Genomic DNA, 25,192 nt, shown 5'->3' on the forward strand with positions numbered 1-25,192 from the left:
CAACCGGCCTACTCTGTCAGCTCCCGCCCGGCTCGCTGGATCCGTACGGTCCGTCCCAGAGCTCCGGCCGGATTTCGCTGCCGGCCCGCAGGCACACTCCGGGCACGGTCAGCGACAGCAGGGCGACGGCGATGCTCTCCATCACCTCCGGGCTGGAGCGGGGGACGTGGGCGAGCACCGTGCTGTCGGCCCGCCGGATTCCACGGTGGTCCGGCGAGGGCTCGACGAGGTCGTGATGGGCGTGGCTGAAGGACGCATGGGGCGGCACGATCGACTCCTTCCGTCGGGATCCGACGACGCTAGGCAGCACACGGGGGCCGGGTCGGCGGACCGGGCCCGTCTGTGTCAGGTCACCAGCACTCCGTCACCGGCCCGCACCGCCGTCGGGCCGAACTGACACAGTGGCCGGGATCTCGTTGTCGCCGCCGCCTCCCGGTGGCGAGCCTGGCGGAACCCGGGCCGGCCCCGGCTCGCCGTCCGCGGCGCCGTACGAGAGGACTCCGATGAAGGCACGCATCCCGGGATCGAAGAGCATCACCAACCGGGCCCTCGTCCTCGCCGCCGCCGCGCGCGGCACCAGCCGGCTGTCCGCGCCGCTGGTCAGCGACGACACCGTCGCCTTCCGCGACGCGCTCACCGCGCTCGGCGTCCGGGTCACGACCGCGCCCGACGACGCGAGCTGGACGGTGACCGGCCTCGGGCGGGGGCCGCACGGCGGCGGCCGGGTCTGGTGCGCGGACGCCGGCACGGCCGCCCGCTTCCTCCCCCCGTTCGCCGCCGCCGGCACCGGGCGGTACGTCTTCGACGGCACCGACCAGCTCCGCGCCCGGCCGCTGTCGCCGCTCACGGCGGCGCTCACCCGGCTCGGCGCCCGGATCACCACCGACTCCGGCGCCGCGCTCCCCCTGACGGTCGACGCCGAGGGCCTCGCGGGCGGTGAACTCCCCCTCCCCTCCGGGCTGTCCAGCCAGTTCCTGTCCGGCCTGCTGATGTCCGCGCCCCTGATGCGGGCCCCGCTGCGGGTCCGGGCCGAGGAACTGGTCAGCCGCCCGTACATCGACATGACGCTCGCCCTGATGACCCGCTTCGGGGCCCGCACCGACGAGTCCGGCGGCCACATCTCGGTGGACCCGGCGCCCTGCACGGCGACCGACCTCGCCGTGGAACCGGACGCCTCCACCGCCTCCTACTTCTTCGCGGCCGCCGCGGTCACCGGCCGCGAGATCACCGTCCCCGGCCTGGGCCTCGGCAGCCTCCAGGGCGACCTCCGCTTCGTCGACGTCCTGCGCGAGGCCGGCGCGACGGTCCGCACGACCACCGAGGGGACGACCGTCATCGGCGGCCCGACGCTGCGCGGCGGCTTCGACGTCGACATGGGCGACATCTCGGACACCTTCATGACCCTCGCCGCGATCGCCCCGCTCGCCGACGCGCCCATCACGATCCGGGGCATCGCCCACGCGCGGCTGAAGGAGTCCGACCGCATCGCCGCGGTCGACGAGAACCTGCGGGCGCTGGGCGTCACCACGGAGGTCGGCCACGACCGCATCACCGTCGTCCCCGGCCCCACCCGGCCGGCCCGGATCGCCTGCCGCCGCGACCACCGCATCGCCATGGCCTTCTCCGTCCTCGGCCTGCGCGCCCCCGGCATCGACCTCGACGACCCCGGCTGCGTCTCCAAGACCTTCCCCGGCTTCCACACCGAGCTGACCAGGCTCTTTCCGACCCCGTACAACCCCACTGGCCTTGAGGAGCACCGTTGAGCAGGTTGCGCTGGCTGACCGCGGGAGAGTCCCACGGCCCCGCACTCGTCGCGACGCTGGAGGGCCTGCCCGCCGGCGTGCCGATCACCACCGAGGTCGTGGCCGAGGCGCTGGCACGGCGCCGTCTCGGCCACGGCCGCGGGGCGCGGATGAAGTTCGAACAGGACGAGGTCACCTTCCTCGGCGGGGTCCGGCACGGCCTGACGCTGGGTTCGCCGGTGGCCGTGCTGGTCGGCAACACCGAGTGGCCCAAGTGGGAGCAGGTGATGGCCGCCGACCCGGTGGACGGGGAGGTGCTGGCCGGGCTCGCCCGCAACGCGCCCCTGACCCGCCCCCGGCCCGGCCACGCCGACCTCGCCGGCATGCAGAAGTACGGCTTCGACGAGGCCCGGCCGGTGCTGGAGCGTGCCTCGGCCCGGGAGACGGCCGCGCGGGTCGCACTGGGCGCGGTGGCGCGTTCCTACCTGAAGGAGACGGCCGGGATCGAGATCGTCTCCCACGTGGTCGAACTCGCCGCGGCCAGGGCCCCGTACGGGGTGTACCCGACCCCCGGGGACGTCGAGCGGCTGGACGCCGACCCGGTGCGCTGCCTGGACGCGGACGCCTCGAAGGCGATGGTCGCCGAGATCGACCGGGCCCACCAGGACGGCGACACCCTCGGCGGCGTGGTCGAGGTCCTCGCCTACGGCGTGCCGGTGGGGCTCGGCTCCCACGTCCACTGGGACCGCCGGCTCGACGCCCGGCTGGCCGCCGCGCTGATGGGCATCCAGGCGATCAAGGGCGTCGAGGTCGGCGACGGCTTCGAACTGGCCCGGGTGCCCGGCTCGCAGGCCCACGACGAGATCGTCACCACCCCCGGGGGCATCCGGCGCACCACCGGCCGCGCCGGCGGCACCGAGGGCGGCCTGTCCACGGGCGAACCGCTGCGCGTGCGGGCGGCGATGAAGCCGATCGCCACGGTGCCCCGGGCGCTGCGGACCGTGGACGTCACCACGGGCGAGTCGGCACAGGCCCACCACCAGCGCTCCGACGTGTGCGCCGTACCGGCGGCCGGCATCGTCGCGGAGGCGATGGTCGCCCTGGTACTGGCCGACGCGGTGGCGGAGAAGTTCGGCGGCGACAGCGTGGCCGAGACCCGCCGCAACGTGCGGTCCTACCTCGCCGCCCTGGCGATCCGCTGAGCGACGGCGAGCCCGGGCCGGACGACGGCCCGGGCTCGCCAGCCTCTAGGCGTCGGCTCCGGCAGGTCCCGCCGTGCCGGCCGCGTGCAGCGCGCCGAGTTCGGCGGCGATGGCGTCGAGCCGGTGCCGGGGCATCAGTCCGAGGGCGACGGCGGACATCTGAACCGGTGAGAGAGCGCCGAGGATGGCACCGATGGCCCCGGTCATCAACTGGTCGCCCAGGTGGCGCCGCAGGACCTGACCGGCCTGCGGGTCGGCGAACAGCTCACGCAGAGGGGTGTTCGCTCCGAGCGGGTGGTCCGCGTAGTCGGCGGGCAGGGCGGGCGGCTCCAGGGCGGCCAGGGCCTGGGGCTGCTGGCGGCGGGCGAGCAGGTGCTCCTCGGTCACCTTCCCGTCCAGGGGCAGGCCGAGGCGGACGTACTGCTCCTCCGGGGCGTCGGCCGCGCGCAGCTGGTCGACCAGCAACTGCGCCATGCGCAGCTCCAGTTCGTCGTCGACGAGGGGGTTCCGCTGGTCCGGGTCGGTCTCCAGGTCGAAGAGGAGGGTGCCGAAGGCGTACGGGCTGTAGAACGTGAAGCCCGGCACCTTGAGCACCGGGACGCCCTTGGTGAAGGTGAACGGCGAGGCGAGTTCGGCCCCGCGCAGTTCCTCGGGCCGGAAGCGGCCGCGCATGTGGGTGGGCATCAGGGTGTGCTCGGACAGCGGCCGGTTGGCGGGCTCCGCAGAGGCCCGCATGTAGACGTGGCGCCCGTCGGTGACGCTGACGTGGCCGCCGAAGGAGCCGAACAGGCCTGCCTCGCGCACGGGCGCGTCGGTGGCGACGGCCTCGCGCAGCGGCCGGCCCAGCATGTCGGGCGTGCGGTCGACTCCGAAGTACTCCAGCAGGGTGGGGCCGAAGTCGATGGTCTGGACGAGGGAGCCGCGCCGCTCGCCGCGCACCCGGCTGCGCGGGTCCCAGACGAACAGCGGGGTGTGGATCGTCTCGTCGTACCAGGGCTGGACGTTCTTGCCCCACCAGCCGCGCTCGCCGAGCAGCAGGCCGTGGTCGGTGCAGACGATCAGCATGGTGTCGTCCCACAACCGGTGCTCGTCCATGGCGTCCAGGACGCGCCCGAGCGAGGCGTCGCACATGGACAGCAGGGCCGCGTACTCCAGGCGGCCGTGCTCGACCTGCTCCTCGGTCTCCTGGACCTTCTTGTAGTCCGGCCAGTCGAAGTGCGGGCCGTCGTAGTCGTGCGGGTAGTGCTCCTTGTGGCGCGCGTAGCTGTAGAACGGCTCGTGCGGGTCGAAGGTCTCGATCTGGAGGAACCAGTTGTCCTCGGCGTGGTTGGTGGCGATGAACTCCAGTCCCGCGTCGAAGGTGCGGGTCTGGGGGTGGTCGGCCTCGTCGGTGAGGTGCTGCCGGTTCACCCGGTCCTGGCGGAAGAGTTCGGTGCGCAGCAGCTTGAGGTTCTCGGGGATCTCCGGGTCGGCGACCTGGCCCTTCCAGGGGTCGCCCTCCTGGCCGCGGAAGAACTCGAAGGTGCGGAAGCGGTGGTGGTAGGTGGCACCGCCGTCCTCCCAGTAGTGCTGGTGATCGGTGGAGAGGTGGGTGTACACCCCGGCCTCCCCGAGCATCTGCGGTACGGAGTCGTCGAACGGCTCCAGCGGCCCCCAGCTGCGGTGCAGGAAGTTGTAGCGCCCGGTGTGCAGTTCGCGGCGGGCGGGCATGCAGGGCATCGACCCGGCGTAGCAGGTGTCGAAGGTCGCGGTCCGCTCCGCCAGCCGGGAGAAGTTCGGCGCGTGCACCCACTCCGGACCGCCGTAGGGCGGCAGGAACCGTCGGTTCAGGCTGTCGAACATCACCATGATCGCTTTGATGGGGTGCCTCCGTGCTCGTGCCGCTTCATGGTTCGTCGGATTCACCGGGCGGGAGGGGAGCCGGCCGCCACGGCCCGCCGACGCCCCCACCATCCCTCAAATGGCAGTACTGCCAAATGCCATAACTGCAAATGCTAGATAACGGGATGCCGAAGACTGGCCCCGGGCGCGGGCAGTGCCACCTGCGGCAGCCGGGGGTCCGTCCCGGCCGGGAGGACGTCGGCGGTCTCGACCATCCACCGCAGCACGGCGTCGCGCAGGCGCCGTTCGACCTCGGCGTGCTCCCCACGGCCCGCCAGGTTGACCCGCTCCTGCGGGTCGCCCGCCCGGCGGTACAGCTCCGGCGACTCGTAGAGCCGCCAGACGTACGTCCACTCCCGGTCCCGGACGGCCACCGCCTTGCCCACCAGGGTGGGGTCCTCGTGCTGGAGCTCGCCCTTGAGGTCGTACGGGAAGGCGGGGCGCTCCAGTTGGGGCTCCTCCTCCACGGTGAAGCCGCCCTCGGTGAAGGCGTACTCGCGGTGCGGGGCCGCCGGGTCGCGCAGCAGCGGCACCAGGCTGCGGCCGAAGTGGCGGTGCGGCGCCTCCACCCCGGCCAGCTCCAGGACGGTGGGCAGGACGTCGACCATCTCCACCATGGCGTCGCTGGTCTGCCCGCCGGCGAAGCCCCCGCCGCTGATGATCAGAGGGTCGCGGGTGATGCAGTCGTGCATCGCCGACGGCCACTTCTCGATCAGCCCGTAGTCGCCGAGGTATTCGCCGTGGTCGGCGAAGAAGAGCGTCACGGTGTCGTCCGCGGCGCCGGCGTCCGCGACCGCGCCCATCACCCGCCCGAGCTGGTCGTCGAGCCGCGCGATCATCCCGTAGTACGTGGCCACGACCTCGCGCCACTGCTCCGGGGTGACCTCGCCGATGCCGTAGCGTTCGCGGACGGCCCGCATGTACCGGGGTTCGCCCAACGGGTCGCCGGGGGCCGCCGGGTCGGGCACCGCGTCCCGGTCGAACCGGGAGAACCAGGGTTCCTCGACCTGGAACGGGCAGTGCGGTGCCACCAGCGGGACGAACAGCACCCAGGGCTGCTCGGGCGGGTTCGCCAGCCACCGCTCGGCGGAGCGGACCGCGGCCTCGTCGGGGTCGATCCGCCCGTCGTCGGGCACCCGGCCCCGGTAGAACAGCCGGGACCAGACGCCGTCGGGGTACTCGCCCCCGTAGCCGACCGTGGGCATGGCCGAGAAGCCGTACTCGTGGACGCTCGTCTCGGTGACGCCCGGCGCGAAGGTGTCACCCCGCATTCCCGCCCAGGTGACGTGGTAGCCGGCGTCCTTGAGGATGCGCAGCAGGTTCGGCTCGTGCTCCTTGAGGAGGTGGGTCAGCGTCCGGTGCCCCGCCGTGTGCGGGTACCAGCCGGTGAGGATGGACGCCCTGCTCGGGGAACACACCGGGTGCTGGACGTACGCCTGGTGGAAGGTGGTGCCGCGGGCCGCGAGGGCGTCGATGTGCGGGGTGCCGATGTGCGGGTTGCCGAAGGCGCCGACGGCGTCCGCGCGCAACTGGTCCGGCATGAAGATCACGAAGTTGGGACGGGAGGTCATGTGGTGTTCCTCAGCTCTGGACGTCGTTCGGGAGCGGTCGGTTGTCGGCGGCGCGGCGGTCCAGTTCGGCCTGGAGGGCGGCGACGTCCCGGGCGTAGGTCCGGTACAGCGGCGTCGCGAGGAGTCCGCCGACGAGGACGACGACGACCACGACCCACAGGAACGCGTCCTGGAGCCCGATGCCGTCCCCGAGGTAGCCGACCGCGAGGGTGATCGCGGCCCAGCCGACCCCTTCGATGCCGATGAAGACGGCGAAGGCCGCGCTGCGCAGCTCGGGCGGCGTGATGGCCATGACGACCGGCCGGTTGACCCCTGGCTGAACGCCCTGCAGGGCCCCCAGCAGCGAGAACAGGAAGGCGTAGATCCCGAGGTGGGACCAGGCGATCTGGGTGGCGACGTAGGCGATCGCCCCGTACGCCAGGAACGCCGCCTGCAGGACGGCGATCCGGCCCGAGCGGGGGAAGCGGCGCTGCACCCGGTCCGCGAGCACCCCGCCGGCGAGCGTGCCGAGGAGGTACGACAGCGCGGCGGGGAAGACCACCAGCGAGGCCTCGGAGTTGCCGAACCCGCGGGCGTCGACCAGGAACACCACGCCGAAGGCGACCATCACGAACTGGGCGCTGAGCAGGCGTTGCAGGCACATCAGCGGGAAGCTGCGGATGCCGGCCAGCCGGCGCAGGCTCGCCCGGTCGAACGCGCGGCTGCGCGGCTTCCGGGATCCGGCGTCCAGCGAGGCGAGTTGGGGCTCGGCCGCGCCGACGCCCGGGTCCTCGAAGAACAGCAGGAGGGCGAGGCCCGACAGCAGCTGGAGGCCGCCGAGGATGAAGAAGCCGTACCGCCATCCGTCGTCGAGCTGGGACAGGTGCCCCAGCAGCGGGCCGAGCAGCGCGGTGAACAGGGCGACGGAGCCGAAGAGGACGCCTGCCGCCCGGCCGCGGGTCCGGTCGTCGAAGAGGTCGGCGAGGATCCCGTTGATCAGCGGGCCCGCGCCGGCGAGCCCGGCGGCCGCGACGCCGAACAGCACCAGGAGCTGTCCGTGGTTCTGGGCGAACCCGGTGGCGATGGTCCACAGGCCCCACAGGCCGGAGCAGACGGCGAGGACGTACTTGCGGGGGAAGCGCTGCGCGAGGCCCACCCACAGCGGCCCGAAGACCACCCCGGCGAGCCTCCCCACGGCGACGAGGAGGCTGAGGGCCGACAGCGGCAGGCCCAGGGCGGTCCGCATGGCGGGGAACATCACCGACACGGCGCTCTGCTCGCCGCTGTCGGTGCCCATGGCGGCGCTGAGCAGGCCCAGTTGGCGCCAGCGGCGGGGCGTGCTCCGTCCGGTGGCGGAGGGCGGGGAGGCCACCGCGGTCGGTGGCGGAGGGGATTCGGCGTGCATCGTGGACTCCCTTGGTGCAGACGTCAGTTGGACTGGAGCGGCCGCTGGTCGCGGGTCTGCAGCAGGGCCGCCCAGCGCGCCGCGAGTTCGGCGGTGCGCGGGCGGTCGGGCGCGTGCCAGGACACCGGCACGTTCAGGGAGCGGAGGCGGGCTTCGAGGTCCTCGGCCAGGTGCTCGCGGCCGGTGTCCCGCAGGTGCCGGGCGTACCGTACGGGGTCGTTGTAGTACGTCGGGCCCGTCTGGAGGGTGGCCTGCATGGGATCGGGCAGGCAGCCGGGGCGGCCGGCGTACTCGTTCCACCACTCGGCCAGGTGGGAGCGCATGGTGGCGGCGAGTTCGGGCTCCTCCTCCAGCAGGTCCCTGGTCAGGTACGGGTCCTCGGTGACGTGGAAGAGCTGCTCCCACTCCGCGCGGAAACTCCCGGGGTGGTAGGTGCGGATGTAGAGGTGGTCGCGGGTGCGTACCGAGCGCTGGTAGGTGTGGGCGCCGTGGCCGAGCACCAGGTACGGCCGGGACTCGACGGCTTCGCCGCGCACCGCGGGGGCGAAGGAGGTGCCCTGCCAGCCCGCCGGGACGGGGATGCCGAGGAGCTCGCACAGGGTCGGGGCGAGGTCGATGTTGTACAGGAGCGCGTCGCTGCGCCGCGCCTCGGCGGGAAGCCCGTCGGTGACCCCGGGCCAGTACACGACCAGCGGCAGCCGGTGGGTCGGCTCGTTGGCCAGGCCGTGTTCCGCGTAGGAGCCCTGCTCGCCGAAGGACTCTCCGTGGTCGGCGCTGACGATCACGGCCGTCTCCTCCGCGATGCCCAACTCCTCCAGGGTGGCCATGAGTTGACCGAAGTAGTGATCCCAGTAGTGGACCGCCCCGTCGTAGCCGTTGATCAGGTGCTCGAAGTCGGCGCGGGAGCGGATGGCGTCGGGCATGTTGTGCGGCACCGGGGAACGGCCGCCGCCCGTCAGCGAGTAGTGCAGGTCGAGGGCGCTGCGCGGGCCGTAGACCTCGGCGTGGGCGGCGATGGTCTCCTCGTCGGGCCACTCCTGCACGGGGCCGGAGGCGGCCATCCGCTCGGTCCACTCGGCGGGCTGGGTGTAGTTGGTGTGCGGGTCCCAGTAGGTGAGGTGCAGGTACCAGTTGTCGTCCGCCGCGTGGCGGCGGATCCAGTCGACGGCGGCGCGGTTGACGTCCTGGGCCTCCTCGTCGCCGAAGCGGGCGGTGGCGCGGACGGACTCGCGGAAGTTGGCGTGGAAGAAGTAGGCGCGGTGGCGCTCGGCGAACACCGAGACGGCGGCGGTGTAGTAGCCGCCGAAGCCGAGGCACTGGCCGAGCAGGGGGCGGTCGGGCTCGGGGCCGTGCCCGGAGTCGAGCCGGAACTGCGCGGCCGGGCCGAAGTGCCCGATCACGCCGTTGGTGATGCCGAACTGGCCGCTGGTCAGGGCGGTTCGGGAGGGCAGGCAGGGCGAGTCCGAGCAGTAGTAGCGCTCGAAGACGACCGACTTGTCGGCGAGGGCCTGAAGGTGGGGGGTGGTGGGGCGGTGGTAGCCGTAGGGCGTGGTGTGGTCGGCGCGGAGGGTGTCCACGTCGACGTAGATGATGCGCATGGGGGGACTCCGGGGGGAGAGCCGGGCAGGGGCCAGCGCCGGTACGGCCCGGCGGGGTACGCGGGACGACCGGTCACTGCGAGGGGGATGGCGGCCGCGGGGGACGCGGGGAGCGCGGCGATCGCGGCGATCGCCGCGGGAGGAGGTGGCTACGGGGAGGCGCGGCGGGGGGTGGGCGCGGGGAGGCGCGGCGGGCCGTCGTTCAGCGGCCGAGCCGCGCCTCCAGGCGGGCCTTCGTGAGCTGGAGCCAGGCGATGTACGAGGCGGCGAAGGCGTAGCCGTTCTCGTGGGCCATGGTGTGGACCTCGCGGGCCCAGTCGGCGTCGAGTTCGGGGATCTGCGGGTCGTACGGGCCGGAGAGCGGAAAGGCGGGCGGCTCTGCGTGCTGCTTGAGCCGGAACTCCAGCTCCGTGGTGACGACGTCCAGGGCGATCTCGGGGTCGAGCTGCCCCGCGAAGAAGAAGCGCAGGTTGAAGTCGGGGTCCTTGGCGCGCGGCGACGGTTCGAAGGGGGAGCGTGCCCACTCCAGCAGCGCCGCGCGCCCCTCCTCCGTCAGCCGGTAGACCTTGGCGTCCGGCCGGCCCTCGCGTGGATCGACCTCGAAGTCGACCCAGCCGCACTCCACGAGCTTGGCCAACCGGCGGTAGATGTGCGGGAGTTGCACGCCGTACCCGATGTACCGGCCCGGCCCCTCCATCCAGCGGCGCAGGTCGTAGCCGGACAGGCGGCGCAGAGTCAGCGCTCCGAGGATCACATAGTCGAGCTGCATGGGCGGCACCTATGTTCTGAGGAAGATATGCCCCACAGATTTACCCGCCGGTAGGCCACTGTCAAGACTCCCGCCGTGAACTCTTCACCCGCCCGCTCACGCGTCCGCCTCACGCGTCCGCCTCACGCGTCCGCCGCGCAGCGGAAGCCCGCGTGCCCGCTGGAGCTGTCCGGGCTGTTGGCGGTGCGGGCGGCGACGCGGTAGCGGTTGCAGTAGGAGTGGTGGCACATGTGGGAGCCGCCGCGGATGACCTTGTCGGTGCCGGCGGCCGGGCCGGTCGGGTTGACCAGCGGGCGGTCGGCCGGGTGGTCGGTGGTCCACCAGTCGGCGCACCACTCCCAGACGTTGCCGGACACGTTGTACAGCCCGAAGCCGTTGGGTTCGAAGGCGTCGACGGGCGCCGTGCCGCGGTAGCCGTCGGCGGCGGTGTTCTTCGCGGGGAAGGTGCCGCGCCAGATGTTGCAGCGGTACTCCCCCGCCGGGTCCAGCTCGTCGCCCCAGGGGTAGCGCACCTGCTCCAGGCCGCCGCGCGCCGCGTACTCCCACTCCGCCTCGGTGGGCAGCCGCTTGCCGGCCCAGGCGGCGTACGCCGCCGCGTCGTTCCAGGACATGTGGACCGCCGGGTGGTCGTCCCGGTCCTCGACGTCGCTGCCCGGGCCCTCCGGCCGGTCCCACGCGGCGCCCTGCACCCCGCACCACCAGGGGGTGCGCTCGGGGCGCGGGGCGCCGCGGCGCAGCGCGGCGGGCAGGAAGGACGCGAAGACGTAGGACCAACCGATGCGCTCGGCGTCGGTGCAGTAGCCGGTGTCGGCGACGAAGGCGGCGAACCGCTCGTTGGTGACGGCGCGGGTGTCGATGCGGAACGGGTCCAGCCGCACCGGGCGCACGGGGCCCTCGCCGTCACCGGGGAACCCCTGCGCGTCGTCGGTGCCCATCAGGAACTCGCCGCCGGGCAGCAGCACCATGCCGTCGGTGGCGGCGGCCCGGCGCGGCGAGGGCAGCGGCAGCGGGGCCGGCGTGGCCGTGCCACCTCCGGACGGCATGCAGCAGCGGGCGGGCGCGGTGGGGTCGGTCATGCTCGGGTCCTTCCGTGCTGGCCGGAGCTCTATCGCCTTCGGCACTTATGTTCTAACGTATATAGCCCCGCGACCGGCTGAGGGAAGGGCCGCCCCTGAGAGGGCCACCCCCGAGAAGGCCGGGCCATGGCGGCCGGCCGGGCTCTGCCGCACCACGGACAAGGAATCACCATCCATGGACACCGATGTCATCGTCGTCGGAGCCGGCCTCGCCGGTCTCGTCGCCGCCCATGAACTGACCTCCCGCGGCCGCCGCGTGGCCCTCGTCGACCAGGAGGGCCCCGCCAACCTGGGCGGCCAGGCGTTCTGGTCGTTCGGCGGGCTCTTCCTCGTCGACTCCCCCGAGCAGCGCCGCCTGGGCGTCAGGGACTCCGCCGAACTCGCCTGGAACGACTGGCACAACAGCGCGCGGTTCGACCGGCTCGACGACGAGGACTCCTGGGCGGTGCGCTGGGCCCGGGCCTACGTCGACTTCGCCGCCGGCGAGAAGCGGAGCTGGCTGGCCGGGCACGGCGTCGGCTTCCTGCCAACGGTGGGCTGGGCCGAGCGCGGCGGCCTGCGCGCCGACGGACACGGCAACTCCGTGCCCCGCTTCCACGTGACCTGGGGCACCGGGCCCGGCGTCGTGGGCCCCTTCGTCCGGCTCGCCCGGCAGGCGGCCGCCGCAGGCCGGCTCACCTTCCACCACCGCCACCGGGTGGACGAACTGCTCGTCAGCGGTGGAGCCGTCCAGGGCGTGCGCGGCGCGCTGCTGGCCGAGGACGACTCCCCGCGCGGGGCCGCCACCAACCGCGACGTCACGGGCGAGTTCGAGCTCACCGCGCAGGCCGTCGTCATCACCACCGGCGGCATCGGCGCCAACCACGAACTCGTACGGCGCCACTGGCCCCGGCACCTGGGCAGCCCGCCGTCGCACATGGTCACCGGCGTCCCCGCCTACGTGGACGGCCGGATGCTCGACATCAGCGCCGGGGCGGGCGTACGACTGGTGAACCGCGACCGCATGTGGCACTACACCGAGGGCCTGCACAACTGGGACCCGGTCTGGCCCGGCCACGGCATCCGCATCCTGCCCGGCCCGTCCCCGATGTGGTTCGACGCCCTGGGCCGACGGCTGCCCGACCCGTGCCTGCCCGGCTACGACACCCTGGCCACCCTGCGGCACCTGCGCACCACCGAGGACATCGCCGCGTTCGACCACTCCTGGTTCATCCTCACCCAGAAGATCATCGAGAAGGAGTTCGCGCTCTCCGGCTCCGAACAGAACCCCGACATCACCAACAAGGACCGCGCCGCCTTCCTCCGGACCCGCCTGGTCGGCAACGGGGCGCCGGCCCCGGTCGAGGCCTTCAAGCGCAACGGCGAGGACTTCGTCGTCGCCGACACCCTGGACGACCTCGTCGCGGGGATGAACCGGCTGACCGCGGCACCGCTCCTCGACCCGGCGGCCCTCCGACGCCAGATCGAGGCCCGCGACCTCCAGATCGCCAACCCCTTCAGCAAGGACTCCCAGGTCCAGGGCATCCGCAACGCCCGCCGCTACCTGGGCGACCGCCTCGGCCGCGCCGCCGCTCCCCACCGCATCCTCGACCGCGCCAACGGCCCGCTCATCGGCGTGAAGCTCCACGTCCTCACCCGCAAGACGCTCGGCGGCATCCAGACCGACCTCGACTCCCGCGCCCTCGGCCACGACGGCAAGCCCATCGAGGGCCTCTACGCCGCCGGCGAGGTCGCCGGCTTCGGAGGCGGCGGCGTCCACGGCTACAACGCCCTCGAAGGCACCTTCCTCGGCGGCTGCCTCTTCAGCGGCCGCCAGGCCGGCCGCGCCGCCGCCCGCCAGCTCGGATAGCCGGACCGGGGGTCGGCTCCGTCGGCGTGCCCTCGGACGTCGAACGTGCTGACGCCGACGCGGCCCGAGCGTAGTCTGCACTCTCGACCTGCCTTTCCCCACAGGCTGTTTGACCGATCGCCAGCACGGAGCGCCACCACCCTCACCCTCTGCTCGGCTCCCTGGAGACACCGTGAATCCAGCCAGTCCAGCCCGCATGCCCCGGCCACGGCTCCGCGGCCTCCTCACAGCCGGCGCCACGCTGGCGGCCCTGCTCCTCGCGCCGGTGGGCGCGGCCGCCCCGGCCACCGCCGCCGAGGCGTCCACCGCATCTGCCTCACCCGTCCTGAGCGGCGCCCAGCTCGCCGCCTCCTGGACCGGCCCGCTGAGCACGCGCGGGCGGTACGTCGTCGACGCGGGCGGCAACCGGTTCAAGTTGCGGTCGGGCAACTGGGACGGCGCCCAGGGCCACTACCTCGGCAGTGGCGATGCGGCCGATCCGGCGAACAACGAGCACGGCGAGGTCTCGTACAACATCCCGCTGGGGCTGGACCGGGCGCCGATCGGCACCATCCTGGCCGGGCTCCACGGCCTCGGGCTGAACTCGATCCGCCTGCCGTACGCCGACGCGATGATCCACGACACCACGACGGTGCCGGACGCGGCGGTGGCGGCCAACCCGCAGCTGAAGGGCAGGACCCCACTCCAGGTGTACGACGCGGTGGTCGCCGCCCTGACCGCCGACGGCTTCGCGGTCATCCTCAACAACCACACCACCGGCTACCGCTGGTGCTGCGGCCTGGACGGCAACGAACGCTGGAACAGCGGCCAGACCACGAGGCAGTGGGAGGACGACTGGGTCTTCATGGCCACCCGCTACCGCGCCGACAAGCGCGTGGTCGGAGCGGACCTGCGCAACGAGGTCCGCCGCGACACCTGGGACGACCCCAACTGGGGCTGGGGCGACGCCCACGACGAGTACGCCGCCTTCGAGGAGGCCGGCAACAGGATCCTCCAGGCCGACCCGGACCTGCTGGTCATCATGGAGGGCATCAACTGGCAGGGCGTCCCCGCGGCCCTGCTCCCCCATGGCCGTCCGATGCTCACCCCGGTCGCGACGCTCTCCAACACCCTGATCGACTCCGGCAAGCTGGTCTACGCCGCGCACTTCTACGCCTACACCGGTCCCGCCAACACCGGGGCCTCCGCCGGCTCCCCGGGCTCCACCAGCGACCCGCGCTACCAGGACCTCACCCCCGACCAGCTCGCCCAAGTGGTGGACCAGGAAGCCCTGTTCGTCACCCGGAGCGGTCAGCACTTCACCGCCCCGGTGTGGATCAGCGAGTTCGGCGCCGCCGGCCGCGGGTCCACCGACGCCAAGGAACAGGCCTGGTTCGACCACTTCACCGACATCCTGGCCAGGAACGACACCGACTTCGCCGTCTGGCCCCTGATCGGCTGGACCGACGCCAACGGCCACCCGATGGACAACTGGGCGCTGCTCTCCTACGACGCCACCGGCCGGCAACTCGGCCTCGGCGACCCCGGCGACTGGCGGGCCGCGGACTGGAACAAGCTCCTCAACGCCCCGGCGCTGACCGGCCCGGTGGCACAGGTGAACCACTGGAACATGCTCGACCTCGACCACACCGACCAGAACGTCTCGGCCACCATGCTCGCCCGGACCGACTGGTCGAGCGGCAACCGCAAGGGCGACTGCCCCGACTCCCAGCGCCTGGCCGGCCTCAGCCGCGGCGACAGCCGAGGCCTGTGCACCGACACGGGCCGGCCCGCCGGGCCCACCGACGGCTGGGTGACCGTCACCGACGAGCGCTACGTCACCCATGGCGACTGGGCGTCCGGCTACAGCAAGCTCCAGTGCCCCGACAACACCTTCGCCGTCGGCTACAGCGTGCACGGCAACGCCATGGCCGCCCTGCTGTGCGCCCACGCGGCCAACCCACTGCCACTCACCGGGCGCGACGTCTGGTTCGACCGCGGCGACAACCGCCCCGCCACCGGCGGCTCCACCGCCAGCGACTGGTCGCCCGGCCACTACAAGGGCCAGTGCGCCGACACCGAGTACGTCGCCGGCGTCGCCTACACCTGGCAGTGGAACCACGGCGGCGCCCCCGACGCCCTGCTCTGCCGCCCACTGACCTGAGACCGCCGCCCAGCGGACTCCCGCCACCTGTCGGAGGAAGTTGAGGACCCCGTGAACAGGCCCGAGGACCTCCCCGAGGACAAGGCGGGCGGGGTCCGGCTGGACAGCGGTCACGTGCTCACCCGGCCCGACGGCACGGACCCGGCCGCCACCAGATCCTGGAGCCGAGTCCGTGCCGCAAGAACCAAAGCCGGAAAGTGAGGGGGAATCCCCTGACGATCACCCTCTCAGAGGACACTTCCTGGAAGTCTCGAAAAAGCCAGGATTGCCTCGTTCAGCTCGGACGCAAGAAGCTCCCGATTCTCCTGCACGAGTCGGCGAACTTCATTCGCAGGCCCCTCCTGCTCTGCGCTCAGCCTGAACCTCTCCCACGCTTCGAACGTGCGGCGCGTGTGCCTGGTCAAGACATCGGAAATCAGAGATTGCTCGCGAAACGTCAAGCCCTTTCCTGGCGGTCGGAGATAGAACTGTGCGTTCTCGGTAATAAACCTCCCCACCAGCACGCAAAGCTCGTGCCCAAGGAAGTCACAGGACAGCATGGCGATAGCCAGATTCAATGGGGCCGAGGCCGCCGGCCCTCGCAGAGAATCCGGAACTTCCCACCTCTCCCTCTCGCCATCCAACCACTCCCACCCCTCAGGCCGATTCATCTTCCACCCTTCTCACTATCAGCCGAAGCGGGCCAGTAGCCACGCTTGCGCCTCGTCATTATGCGTCGGGATATCACTTATACCGCCCGCCCGCAAAACCCCCGCACAGTAGGACATGCAACCCTGCTCCGGCAAGCTGTAGGCAGGATAGACACCTCTTTCCGTTTTGTACATCGCACTCTCAATGGCCGCCCTGGCTCCACCCGGCCTGGGAAGCGGAACCCTTACGTTGATTGTGATGGCTGGCAATTGCGAAACTTCGAAATGTTCCACCCCATTACTTGGGCTCCCCAACCATCCATTCTGGTGAGTGCTAATCGTGCCTTCCCCGTCGGTGACAGTGATCAGGGCATGTTGTCGGCCGTCGGGGTAGTTGGCCAGGTGGACGGTGGCCTCTCCTTCGCCTCCCTCTGATGCAACATCACATTTGTTGTGCACAAGAATCGGCGAGGTCCCGGCCAGCACATAGTACGTGTGGAGCTGGGCGACGGTCAGGTTGTACATCTGGGCGCGGTCGTCGACCGAGTGGACCGCGGTGACGGTGACGGGCTCGCCCTTGTCGGTGGTGAGGACGTGGCCGACCGTCAGCTCGCCGGCGGGCACCCACGTCTGGGCCGTGGCGTCCCAGAAGGGGTGGTTGGACGTGGTCTTGATGGTGCTGGTGACGCCGTTGGCGGTGACGGTGAGGTCCAGGAGGTCCTCGTCGTCGTGCACCAGGGTGGCGATGACGGCCCGGCCGCCCTGGTCCTCCGCCGTCGTCTGGTCCGCCGACTCCACCCGGTCGCCGACCTTGATCCGTCCGATCGGCTTGGTCGAGCCGTCGGCCATCAGCACCGGGGTGTCCGGCGTGAAGCTACAGGCAGGACCGGCGGGTTCCTCGACGGGAGTCGGTTCGCTCTTGGGTGTGGCCGGGGGCTTGGGGTCGCCGGGAGAGGTCTTGGGGATGTGGGGCTCTTCGGGCGGCGCCTTGGGCCCGCCCTTCTTGGGCAGGAGCTTCGACAGGGCGTTCTTGACGCCCCCCGCCTCCTTGACCGCGGACCTGATGAACCTGGCCCCCTTGACGGCACCCTTGACGAGCCCGACACCGTCGACCGCGAGCTCGACGGCCGCCTCCGTGATCTCACCGGCGACGTACGCGGGGTCGTTGTGCGGGATGTTGAAAAGATCCGCCACCGGGTGCGAGGTCTGCTGCATCGGGGTGACACCGGGGAAGACCGGAACACCCGTCTGCTGACCGATCGATGAGCTGGTGCCGGCCACGAAGTTGTTCATGGCCACGAAGGGGCTGTGCTCGGTGACCCAGCCGACCCCCTGGTCGACGGCGCCGGCGACGAACTTCCCGACGCTCTTCATCCAACCGGGAATCAGCCCGCTCGGGTCGGTCAGGTTGACCGGGTTGTTGTTGCCGTAGGTGTAGCCCCCCATCTGGTCGGGGTTGCCCGACGCCAGGAGCGGGTCCGCCGAGAGGAAGCGGCCGAGCGTCGCGTCGTAGTTGCGGGCGCCGAGCAGGTTGAGTCCGCTGCCGGTGTCGACGGGCTTGCCGAGGAAGCCGCGGTTGTCGGCCCAGGACGCCGGAACCGCCCCACGGGGGTTGCCGTAGGGGTCGAAGGCACGCCGGGTGACGGCCCTGGTGCCGGCGTCGACCTGCAGGGTCGAGGTGTTCTGCGGGTTGCTCAGCTGGTAGGTGAGGGCGCCGCCGCTGAGGCGGACGATGCGGGTGCCGTCGGGCTGGGAGTAGTAGCGGGTGCCGCTGACGGTGGTGCCGTCGGGGCTGAGGGTGAGCTGTTCGGCGCCGCCGAACAGGTAGAGGATGGTGCCGTCGGGGCCGTGCTGGATCAGCAGCCCTCCGTCGGCGTCGTACAGGTAGCGCGAGGTCGCGGTCTTGTCCCCGTTGGGGGTGGTGACGGTTTCGGTGCGGCCCTCGACGTTGTAGGTGATGGCCTGGGTCGCGCCCGCCACGGGCTGGGTGGTGCCGGAGCCCCAGTTCTGGAAGCCCCACTTCTGGTTGGGGCCCTGGTTGCAGGTCCACAGCACCACGCGGGTGCCCTGGTTGACATTGCCCCCCGGGACGTCCAGGCACAGACCGGACGCCTTGTTGACGAGGGCGCCGTCGGTGGCGGCCCGCCACTGCTGGCCGGCGTCGTTGGGGTCGCAGCTCCACAGTTCGATCTGGGCGCCGGACCCGGCGTTGCCGCCGACCGGCCGGGCGCACTTGTCGAACGCGCGCAGCATGCCGTCGGTGCCGATGGTCCAGTTCTGGGCGGGGCTGCTGTTGCAGCCCCAGGTCTGGATGCCGGTGCCGTTGGCGGTCTGGGAGCCCGGGACGTCCAGGCAGAGCGCCTTGGTGCCGGTGGGGATGGCGGAGGGCAGGCTGGTGGTGCTGGTGTTGCTACGGGAGGAGGTGTTGCCCTGCGCGTCGTACTGCGGGCTCAGGGTGCTGGTGTAGGAGGGACCGGTGGGCGGGTTGGCCGTGGTGGGCCACTTCTGGTTGGGGTTGCCGGTGCAGTACCAGAGGCCGATCTGGGTGCCGGGGTTCTGGTTCCAGCCGGGGATGTCCAGGCAGAGCGTGGAGGCGGTGTGGACGAGGGCGCCGTCGGCGCCGTCCTGCCACTTCTGGGAGTCGCTGCCGTCACAGGTGACCAGCTCGATCGGGGTGCCCGCGCCGGCGTTGCCGCCGGCCGGCCGGGCGCACTTGCCGAGCGAACGCAGCGTACCGTCACCCGGGCGGGTCCACTTCTGGGCGCCGGTGCCGTTGCAGGTCCAGGTCTGGACGGCGGTGCCGTCGGCGGTCCTGCCTCCCGCGACGTCCAGGCAGAGCTGGACGTTTCCGTTGCCCGGCATGGCCGAGGCCACGGTACTGGTCGGGGAGCCGGTGCGAGAGGTGACGCTGGTGACGGTGTTGGGCTTGGCGGCCGGCGTGCGGTCGGTGCCCGGGTAGCTGCTGGTCTGGGTGACGTCGCGGCTGGTGTCGCCGGTGACGTCGTGGCGGATCTGCTGGGTGCGGTCGCCGAGCAGGTTGTACTGGAAGCTCTGCCAGTACGGTGCCGGGCCGCCCAGCCACTTGATCACGACGCTGTCGGCGTTGCAGTGCGAGACCTGACCCGCACCGGGGGTGCTGACGCCCTGGGCGTCGGTCCAGGCTTCGCTCAGACGGCCGAGGCCGTCGTAGCGGAAGCACTGGGTGTCGTAGGTCTGGTCCGTGCCGCCGGAGGACTGCAGCTCGGAGACGCTGGTGAGGTTGCCCGCCGGGTTGTAGCCGTAGCTGGTGAACGAGACCGGGTTGGCGTCGCTCTCCTGGAACTTGACGCTGCTGGTGGTCAGCCGCGCCGTGGCGTCGTCGTACGTGCGCGCCGTACGCAGCAGTTCACCGCGGGTGCCGTAGGTGGAGAGCAGCAGTTGGCCGAGGGCGTTGTAGTTGGCCCGGTCGAGCAGCTTGGTGGTGTCGGTGCCGGTCTGGACGATCTCGCCCTGGAGGTCGCGGGTGAAGCCGAGCTTCTCCGTCGGCAGCCCGGCGTCCGCGTTGTAGGTGATGCCGGCGAGCAGACCGATGTTGTCGGTGTAGCTGGCGGTCTGGGTGTAGGTGCCGGCGAGCTTGCCCTCGACGGCGGGGATGGTGGTGGTCGTGGAGATGGGCTGGTAGCGGGTGGTGTAGCCGGTGATCGCCTGCACGTACGCGTCGCCCGAGGCGCCGCCGACGTACCGGGTGGCGGAGGTCGGGTAGCCCTTGGCGAGGGTGTCGTAGGTGACGGACGCGAGCTGCTTGGACTTGTCGCTCGTGTCGGTGCCCTCGTAGCGGCCGGTGGTGCGGCCCAGCAGGTCGTAGGTGAACGAGATCTGCTTGCCGCGGCCGTCCGTGGTGCTCACCGCACGCCCGAGGTCGTCGTAGGCGGTGGTGGAGGTGCCGGCGTCGGGGTCGCTCTGGGAGATCCGGTTGCCCTGGACGTCGTAGGTGTAGGTCCAGGTGTTGCCGGCGTTGTCGGCGATGGTGGCGGGCTTGCCGCGCTGGTCGTAGGTGTACGTGGTGGTGACGTCGCCGACGCCGTCGCCGCCGTGCAGGACCGAGGAGGCGGTGCGGCCCAGCGCGTCGGTGTAGACGGTGCTCGGCGTGCCGCCGCTCGGCGAGGTGGTGTCGGTCCGCTCGGCGCCGGGGTAGGCGGTGGTCGACTGCCACAGCTCGGTGGCCTTGGCGAAGAGCTTGCTGGCGACCGGACGGCCCATACCGTCGTAGACGGTCCGGGTCTGGGACGGAACCGTGTTGTCGATTTCCTCGAACAGCGTGGTACCGGGGCCGGTGGTCGGTTCGGACCAGGCCGCGGTGGACTTGCTCACCTGGCCGTGGCCGTCGTAGCGGGTCGAGGTGATGACCCGGCCGTCGGCGGCGTTGGCCGGTGTGGTCTGGGTCTGGCGGGGTTGCAGGAAGCCGTCGTAGATGGTGACGGACGTGGAGTAGCTGCCGTTCTCCCGCTGGGTGTTGGTCGTGACGGCCGGCGGATTGGCACGCGTGGACGGCGTGGCATCGACACCGTGCATCTCGTAACCGAAGGTACGGTCCGCCTTCTTGCCCGCGTCCTTGCTGTTCCCCGGCAGCCACACGGCGGTGCGGCGGCCGAGCGCGTCGTAGGTCGAGTCGGTGGTCCGCCCGTTGGCGTCGACGGCCCTGGTCACCAGACCGCGGGCCGGCGAGATGACGCTCTTCGCCGTCCAGCCCAGCGGGCTGGTGGTGGAGATCTCGGTCGGCAGCAGGCCGCCGGCCGGCGTGTAGGCGGTGAGGTTGACGGCGCCCGCGGCGTCGACGCTGCGGACGACGCGCCCGTAGGCGTCGAACTCCTGGGCGGCGACGGTCTGGTAGGTGGCGTTGCCCTGCCCGTCGTAGCCCTTGAGGACCTGGGTGGCGGTGGCGTAGCCGACCGTCGAGCCGTTCTGGCCCAGGGTGCCGACCCCGCCCGGGTTCTTCGGGTCGGAGCCGCCGTCGTAGATCAGCCGCCGGTCGCTGATGGTCGTCCTGTCGGAGGCCGCGGTGTCGCAGCCTCCGGCGACGGTCAGGATCTCGCTCGGGTAGGCGAGCATCATCGGGTTGCCCGCCGGCGGCGTGGCGTACGTGGTCGTGGTGCAGGTCCGGTCGGCCGACGTCGTCACATCGGGCTGGGTGTCCGCCTTGTTCGCCCGTCCCAGGTCGTCGAAGGACGTGGTGGTGCGTCCGGTGCGCCAGGTCTTCTGATCCGACAGGAGCACGCTGGAGCGTGCGCCGGCCGACTTGGGCCGGTGGGCTTCCAACGGTGGCAGGGTGGACAGTTCGGGCTTCGTGGAACCGCCGGAGGTGCCTTGGGGACCGTCCTTCTTGGACGTCCACGCGGTGCGGGTCCTTGTGGCGGTGACGGTGAGCACGGGAGCGTCACTGAGCTGCTTGGCGACGGGTGTGCCGCCGGCCTGGGTGTAGGTGATCGTCTCCTGGGCGGCGCCGGCGAGCCAGTTGCTGTCCTCGGTCTCCTCGCCGAGGGAGTTCCTGAGCTTGACGACCCGCTTGGTCTTGTCGGCCTTGTAGTCCCCGTCCATCCCCTGGAAGTAGGTGACGGTGGTCTGGCCGATCGGATCGGGGTCGGCCCCGGTGGTGGTGGTGACGGTGCGGTAGCCGCGGAACTCGTTCCAGGTGCGGTACTGGTCGTCGGTCAGCTCGGAGTCGTCACGGTGCCAGGCGGCGTCGCGGTAGTCGTAACTGGTCACCCGGTTCGGGGAGTTCGACTTGGTGGTGTCCGAGACGCTGACCTTGGCGACCAGGGTCTTGTGGAACCAGTCCGCGATCGGCGTGCCCCCGCCCGGTGTCGTCCAGTAGACCGGGTAGCAGGCCATCGTGTTGCTGTCGGCGGAGGCCGGCATCGTCCCCTTCACCCGGGAGCACTCTGGGTCCCGGTAGGTGACGGCGATGGAGGTGCCGGACTCCGTGTTGACGCCGATGATCCGGGGGCGGTAGAGCGAGGGCGCGGCCGGTGTGAGGCCGTCGACGCGGTTGTCGACCTCAGTACCGGCGAAGGTGACCGAGTCGAGGGCGATCGTGCCGCTGCCGCCGGCGGAGGTGTCCAGGGCGGTGCGCTTGATCTCCGACAGCCACATGACGGACTGCAGGGAGCCGGCGTTCTGCTTGTCCGGGGTCTTCCCGGTGACCGGGTCGTAGGTGCCACCGGCGTCCGAGAACAGGTGCTTGAGGTCGTAACGGTCGACGTCCTGCCAGCCGCCCGCGGTGCGCGTCGCGGTGCGGATGGCGCTCAGGCGCTTGGTGGACCAGAAGGTGGGAGAGCCGATCTGGCAGACCTTGGGGCCGGTGCCGGTGGTGGTCCAGCCGTCCTGGCAGGTGAGGTCGTAGGGGACGTCCGGCCAGTTGGAGGCGGTGGTGGCGGAGAGGTTCTCGGCCCGGCAGACGGTGTCGGAGACCACGCACCGCTCGGCGGTGTCGAAGTCGACGCGGGCGGAGGGCTCGCGGCCGGCCAGCGAGTCGGCGAGCTGGTAGCCGTAGGACACGCGGGTGAGGTAGCCGCCGCGCGTGTACGGGGTGAGGGTGCCGCCGCCACCGGAACTGGCGACCTGGCCGGCGCCCATGGCGTAGCGGTTGGTCTCGTTGGCCCAGTCGAAGCGCTGGAGGTTGCCGTGCGGGTCGACGACGAAGTCGAGGTTGAAGCGCCAGCCGGGCTGCTGGTCGCACTGGGAGTTCTTGCCCTTGGCGGCGGTGTAGCAGGGGTCGCCGCTGTTGGGGTGGTAGACGGGAGCGGCCCAGGCGCTGTTGGTGGCGGCGTCGGTGGTGGTGCCGGGGGCGTGGTTGAGGCCGAAGTAGTAGGCGGCACCGTCGGTGGTGGTGACCTTGTAGTACTCGCCCTGCCACATGCCGTTGGTCGCGCCGGTCAGCCGCTCGATGCGGGTGCCGTCATCACTCAGCAGGTGGTACAGGCCGCTGTCGTCACGGATCAGCTGACCCGAGTGCGAACCGAGCGACAGGGTGGCGTTCCAGCCCGCCCAGCACTGGTCGCCGGAGTCGTCGATGCCGGCGTTCTTGCAGGGCTTGTACACCCGCTCGATGAAGCCGGGGCTGTACGACCAGCCGTCACCGAGCCATGATGCCTGGGAGTTGCGGGCCGAGGTCTCGCCGTCGACCGCCTGCGAGTTGTAGGACAGCGCCACACCCGGGCCCTCACCGGCCAGCGAAGGCGGTGTGGTGATCGGGTAGTTGTAGGTGAAGGCGCCCTCGGGCGTCTGGGCCCAGGAGCCGGAGGCGGACAGGTCGGTCGCGGTGTAGGAGCCCTGCGAACCGCCCGTGCCGGAGACGGCCGCCACCACCGCGCCGCCGCCGCTGCCGGAGCCGGAGCCGGCGGACGTGACGGAGGCAGTTCCGGTCGCGGGCGTCCGCTCGGGCGAGGAGCTCGACGGCGTCGCCGCGTCACCGGGCAGCGCGACCATGCCGCTGATCTTCTTGGTGGCGGGGTCGATGCTGGAGTCGAGCGGCTGCCGGGTACGGCATTCGGCCAGCTCGGGGGTGGTCATCGCACAGGCCGGCATCGCGACCAGCCGCAGGCGGGAGGCCCAGCCGCCGCCGTAGGCGTCGGCTATCGCACCGTAGTCGAGCACGACGTCCAGGCTCGCGGCGTCCTTGCCGCCGTCGGCGCGCTTGAGGGCGACCAACAGGCCGTCGACGTTGGCCTTCTGGGCCTGCGCCCGGTCGGCGACCCTGACCTCGACCGATGCCGGTGCGCTGGTACCGGCCTCCGCTCCCGCGGCGGCCTTGGCCCGGTCGTCGAGCCGCTCCGGCGAGGCGGGGCGGAGCAGGACCGGAGTCGAGCCGGCCCGCACGGCGGCGGCGTCGCCCTTGTCCTTCGCCGCGAGTCCGGGCGCGGGCTCGGTGCCGGCCTTGGCGCCGAGGTCGACGGTGACCGTGGCTCCGGTGGGCCATGTCACCGGGCTCGGCGTATGCGCCTGGAGATCACGGGAGCCCGCCGGGCGCGGCAGCGCCTCGCGCGCGCGTTTGCCGTCGGCGTCGTGACCGCTCACCCGCGGCAGCTGCGGGAGCTTGTCCTTGCCCTGCCCGACGGCCTGCGCGCCGGCGGCGACGCCCTCGCCCGTGAGCGGGACCATCAGCGATATCACGGCGGTGAGGGCGGCGACGGTCACGGTCTTCCGCCGGCCGCCACCCCCTCCCCGTGAACTGCTGACGAACCATCCCCTTCTTGGTCGCATCGTTCCCCCCACTCTTCGCGATGTCGTAACAGGTCTGAAACCCGTACGGGTGAGCGGCCATTGGTCGCCCCGCATGACGGCGGGAACCGTATTGTCAGCCGACCCGAATACGCAATAGCGTTCGACCGTGCCCGATCAACCGAGATGACTTTCAGTCATCTGATGATTGATCAAAAAAACCCATACAATTGGACAAAGGCCACCTCCGCACCGGCCCATGGGCGCATCACACGGGCCGGTACGGCGGTTCAGCCGCGCCGGGAAAGTGACTGACACGCCATGGGGGAACCCCTTCCCACCCCGCCGCCATCGCGGCGTCATCTGACGAGACGTCTGGCCGCCGTATGCGCCCTCGGTCTCGTCCTGGCCACGCCCACGGTCGCGGTCGCCGACGAGCGGCCCTCAGCCGTACCGCCAGGCCACAGCGCCCAGCAGCAGCCGAAACTCCCGGAGCCTGCCGCAGGCCCGGTCCAGGCCGCGCGGGCGAAGGCCAAGGAGACCGGAAAGCCGGTCACCGTCGACGAGTTGACCACCGAGACATCGCTCACGGTGGCCAACCCCGACGGCAAACTCACCGTCACCACCCATCTGCGCTCCGCCCGGGTGAAGAAGAACGGCGCCTGGACCGCGGTCGACGCGGGACTCGCCCGCAACGCCGACGGGAGCTACTCCCCCGGCGCCACGCCCTCCCAGGTCAGTCTCTCCGGCGGCGGTAGCGGCCCGCTGGCCACCCTCACCGACCGGGACGGCCGCAGCCTCGCGCTGACCTTCCCGGTGAAGCTGCCCAAGCCCGCCGTCACCGGCAGCACCGCCACCTACCCCGAGGTCCTGCCCGGCGTCGACCTGCGGGTGGACGTCACCGACCAGGGCGCGGTACGCGAGGTCCTGGTGGTCAAGGACGCCAAGGCCGCCGCCGATCCGGCGCTGAAGTCCCTGAAGCTCGCCACCGACACCAGGGGCGTCAACGTCTCCGCCGACGCCCAGGGCAACCTCACCGCCGCCACCGCCGACGGCACACCCGCCTTCCGGGCCGCGGCCCCGGCGATGTGGGACTCCTCCACCGCCGGCACGCCGTCCGCCCCGGCCGGTGCGCGGAGCGCGGCCGGCGTC

12 protein-coding genes and 1 pseudogene are annotated in these 25,192 nt (G+C 71.7%); 5 read left to right on the forward strand and 8 right to left on the reverse strand.

The annotated features are described in order from the left end of the window. Positions 1 to 16 precede the first annotated feature (16 nt). Positions 17 to 268, reverse strand: a complete 252-nt coding sequence (locus tag RZ50_RS20110; protein WP_196950686.1) for a hypothetical protein — start codon at positions 266 to 268, stop codon at positions 17 to 19. 235 nt (positions 269 to 503) lie between these two features. On the opposite strand from RZ50_RS20110, the gene aroA reads away from it, so the two are divergent. Together aroA and aroC are read left to right on the forward strand one after the other, a co-directional pair. Then, a complete protein-coding gene (aroA, locus tag RZ50_RS20115) occupies positions 504 to 1,763 on the forward strand; it encodes a 3-phosphoshikimate 1-carboxyvinyltransferase (RefSeq protein ID WP_196950687.1) in 1,260 nt (419 codons plus the stop codon). Beyond that, positions 1,760 to 2,944 carry a chorismate synthase gene (gene aroC / locus RZ50_RS20120; RefSeq protein WP_196950688.1) on the forward strand — a complete coding sequence of 395 codons (1,185 nt, stop codon included), beginning with the start codon at positions 1,760 to 1,762 and terminating at the stop codon, positions 2,942 to 2,944. Before aroA ends, aroC begins: the two co-directional genes overlap by 4 nt. Before the next feature lie 45 nt (positions 2,945 to 2,989). Here the strand turns inward: aroC and RZ50_RS20125 are convergent, their stop codons facing one another. The 6 genes from RZ50_RS20125 to RZ50_RS20150 all read right to left on the reverse strand — a co-directional run bounded on the left by RZ50_RS20125 (position 2,990) and on the right by RZ50_RS20150 (position 11,223). Further along, positions 2,990 to 4,792 (reverse strand): sulfatase, encoded by a 1,803-nt coding sequence (locus tag RZ50_RS20125; RefSeq protein ID WP_254802885.1) that lies wholly within the window; start codon positions 4,790 to 4,792, stop codon positions 2,990 to 2,992. Between the two features lie 146 nt (positions 4,793 to 4,938). Next, positions 4,939 to 6,396: a sulfatase-like hydrolase/transferase gene (locus RZ50_RS20130; RefSeq protein ID WP_196950689.1), complete on the reverse strand. Its 1,458-nt coding sequence runs from the start codon at positions 6,394 to 6,396 to the stop codon at positions 4,939 to 4,941. 10 nt (positions 6,397 to 6,406) lie between these two features. Further along, positions 6,407 to 7,780, reverse strand: coding sequence for an MFS transporter (locus RZ50_RS20135; protein ID WP_196950690.1), 1,374 nt, complete (start codon positions 7,778 to 7,780; stop codon positions 6,407 to 6,409). A gap of 23 nt (positions 7,781 to 7,803) precedes the next feature. Beyond that, complete coding sequence (locus RZ50_RS20140; protein ID WP_196950691.1) at positions 7,804 to 9,378, reverse strand: sulfatase; 1,575 nt, start codon at positions 9,376 to 9,378, stop codon at positions 7,804 to 7,806. A 202-nt stretch (positions 9,379 to 9,580) separates the two neighbouring features. Then, positions 9,581 to 10,147: a PadR family transcriptional regulator gene (locus RZ50_RS20145; RefSeq protein WP_196948012.1), complete on the reverse strand. Its 567-nt coding sequence runs from the start codon at positions 10,145 to 10,147 to the stop codon at positions 9,581 to 9,583. Between the two features lie 122 nt (positions 10,148 to 10,269). After that, positions 10,270 to 11,223: a formylglycine-generating enzyme family protein gene (locus RZ50_RS20150; RefSeq protein WP_196948013.1), complete on the reverse strand. Its 954-nt coding sequence runs from the start codon at positions 11,221 to 11,223 to the stop codon at positions 10,270 to 10,272. A 175-nt stretch (positions 11,224 to 11,398) separates the two neighbouring features. Here RZ50_RS20150 and RZ50_RS20155 point away from each other — a divergent pair, with 175 nt between their 5' ends. Both RZ50_RS20155 and RZ50_RS20160 read left to right on the forward strand, forming a co-directional pair. Further along, positions 11,399 to 13,072, forward strand: coding sequence for an FAD-binding dehydrogenase (locus tag RZ50_RS20155; protein ID WP_196948014.1), 1,674 nt, complete (start codon positions 11,399 to 11,401; stop codon positions 13,070 to 13,072). A gap of 196 nt (positions 13,073 to 13,268) precedes the next feature. Then, positions 13,269 to 15,215, forward strand: a complete 1,947-nt coding sequence (locus RZ50_RS20160; protein ID WP_196948015.1) for a glycoside hydrolase family 5 protein — start codon at positions 13,269 to 13,271, stop codon at positions 15,213 to 15,215. Positions 15,216 to 15,883: 668 nt separating this feature from the next. On the opposite strand, the gene RZ50_RS30190 is transcribed toward RZ50_RS20160, so the two are convergent. Further along, positions 15,884 to 24,016: a ricin-type beta-trefoil lectin domain protein gene (locus RZ50_RS30190; RefSeq protein WP_196948016.1), complete on the reverse strand. Its 8,133-nt coding sequence runs from the start codon at positions 24,014 to 24,016 to the stop codon at positions 15,884 to 15,886. 345 nt (positions 24,017 to 24,361) lie between these two features. On the opposite strand from RZ50_RS30190, the pseudogene RZ50_RS20170 reads away from it, so the two are divergent. After that, positions 24,362 to 25,192, forward strand: a pseudogene (locus RZ50_RS20170) (hypothetical protein); the annotation flags it as partial.

The organism is Kitasatospora sp. SUK 42, from assembly GCF_015776785.2.
GTDB lineage: Bacteria > Actinomycetota > Actinomycetes > Streptomycetales > Streptomycetaceae > Kitasatospora.

Coding starts and splice junctions, on each gene's coding strand:
- RZ50_RS20125 (WP_254802885.1), bottom strand. CDS start 4,792: ATGGTGATGTTCGACAGCCTGAACCGACGGTTCCTGCCGCCCTACGGC.
- RZ50_RS20150 (WP_196948013.1), bottom strand. CDS start 11,223: ATGACCGACCCCACCGCGCCCGCCCGCTGCTGCATGCCGTCCGGAGGT.
- RZ50_RS20140 (WP_196950691.1), bottom strand. CDS start 9,378: ATGCGCATCATCTACGTCGACGTGGACACCCTCCGCGCCGACCACACC.
- aroA (WP_196950687.1), top strand. CDS start 504: ATGAAGGCACGCATCCCGGGATCGAAGAGCATCACCAACCGGGCCCTC.
- RZ50_RS20155 (WP_196948014.1), top strand. CDS start 11,399: ATGGACACCGATGTCATCGTCGTCGGAGCCGGCCTCGCCGGTCTCGTC.
- RZ50_RS20145 (WP_196948012.1), bottom strand. CDS start 10,147: ATGCAGCTCGACTATGTGATCCTCGGAGCGCTGACTCTGCGCCGCCTG.
- RZ50_RS20130 (WP_196950689.1), bottom strand. CDS start 6,396: ATGACCTCCCGTCCCAACTTCGTGATCTTCATGCCGGACCAGTTGCGC.
- RZ50_RS20160 (WP_196948015.1), top strand. CDS start 13,269: ATGCCCCGGCCACGGCTCCGCGGCCTCCTCACAGCCGGCGCCACGCTG.
- RZ50_RS20135 (WP_196950690.1), bottom strand. CDS start 7,780: ATGCACGCCGAATCCCCTCCGCCACCGACCGCGGTGGCCTCCCCGCCC.